Consider the following 544-nt stretch of genomic DNA (forward strand, 5'->3'; position numbering starts at 1 on the left):
GCAGGGTGTAGGGTTTGAGTTCTTCCTCTGCGCCGTCTTTCGGCTTGCCCAGTTCCGGGATGTCGCTTGGCTTGAGGCCTCCCAGACGCTCCTCGACCTCGGGGGTGATGCCTTTTTCTTCCAGGGCAGCAATTTGGCGTTGCAGTACCTCGGCTCGATTGAGTTGGGCCCGTTGCACGTAGGCGTCGGTGTGCGGGTTGGCCTGCAGATACGCCAAGTGGCTGCGCTTGCGCAGCATGTCCTCGGTCAGTGTGCGCTGGGCCTGCGGCATCAGTTGTTCCTGTCCCAGTTCCTGCAAGGTCGCATAGGTGGTACTGGAGAAGTTGCCGGAGTTCGGGGTGTTGGTCACCACGAACAGATAGAGAGGTTTTTTGCGTTTTCTGTTTCGGTAAGCCGCCGCCAATTCACGCAACTGCCTGGCAAACGGCGGGTAGCGGAAGTACTGGTTTTCAAAGTAGGCGTAGTTGCGCACGTTGCCCAAGGCGTTGTGGTACAGCTCCAGAATCGAGGTCTCTGCGCCTTCCTGTGGTTGTGTGCGGCACAT

Annotated in this window: 1 pseudogene; it reads right to left on the reverse strand. The window is 58.6% G+C overall.

Annotation, left to right across the window (positions count from 1 at the left end):
- A pseudogene (locus AACY45_RS27715) lies at nt 1–544 on the reverse strand (hypothetical protein); the annotation flags it as partial.

It is taken from the genome of Pseudomonas sp. RA_35y_Pfl2_P32, from assembly GCF_963970735.1.
GTDB lineage: Bacteria > Pseudomonadota > Gammaproteobacteria > Pseudomonadales > Pseudomonadaceae > Aquipseudomonas.